Origin of the sequence: Hyalangium versicolor (assembly GCF_020103695.1) — a bacterium.
Lineage (GTDB): Bacteria > Myxococcota > Myxococcia > Myxococcales > Myxococcaceae > Hyalangium > Hyalangium versicolor.
Genome location: NZ_JAHXBF010000095.1, coordinates 1 through 596, shown reverse-complemented (window position 1 = coordinate 596; position 596 = coordinate 1). Strand labels below are relative to the sequence as shown.

Sequence of the window (596 nt, the reverse complement as noted above, 5' to 3'; positions counted from 1 at the left end):
CGGAAGGCATCGCCCACCTGGCGCGGGCCGAGCTCGTCGAGCATGGTGCCAAGCTTCGCGGCAGTGGCGTCGAGCTGGGAGCCATCCCCGAAGAGGGAGGCCTGACTGGCCAAGTCCGAGAGGCTCACGCCGCGCACGCGCGCATCATTGAGGGCGTCCACGGCCGCCACGACCGACGGGATCAGGTCGAAGGCCTTCGGCAACGTCGCGCGGACAGCAACCAGGTAGGGCACTGCGCGCTCGAGCTTCCGGAGGATGCCTGGCGGGGTGGCGCGGATCCGCTCCGGAGTGGCCAGCACCAGGCCGACAAACATCCCCTCGAGCACGTCCTTCGCATGGTCCGTGAGGGCGCCAGCAGCACCCACCCATTCTGAGCGGTTCTGCCGGGTGACGATGCCGGAGCGCTCGAGGAGGCGGGTGATGGCGTCCTGCTCGATGCGCATGAGCTCTCGCAGCGTGAAGTCCCCCGCCGCCAGCAGTCTGCCCAACGCGCGCACGCTGTCAGGTGTGAGCGCCCGCGCTTGGGCAACCGCTGCGGTGGTCGGGTCCATCTTCTGGGTGAGGCCCTCGTTGAAGCGGCGCACTGCTGCGGCGAG

At 69.8% G+C, this 596-nt stretch carries 1 protein-coding gene; it reads right to left on the bottom strand.

Features of this window, described 5'->3' with window-relative positions; translation table 11 throughout:
* A partial coding sequence (locus KY501_RS52905) for a hypothetical protein (protein WP_224373263.1) occupies positions 1 to 596 on the bottom strand: 596 nt, incomplete at both ends.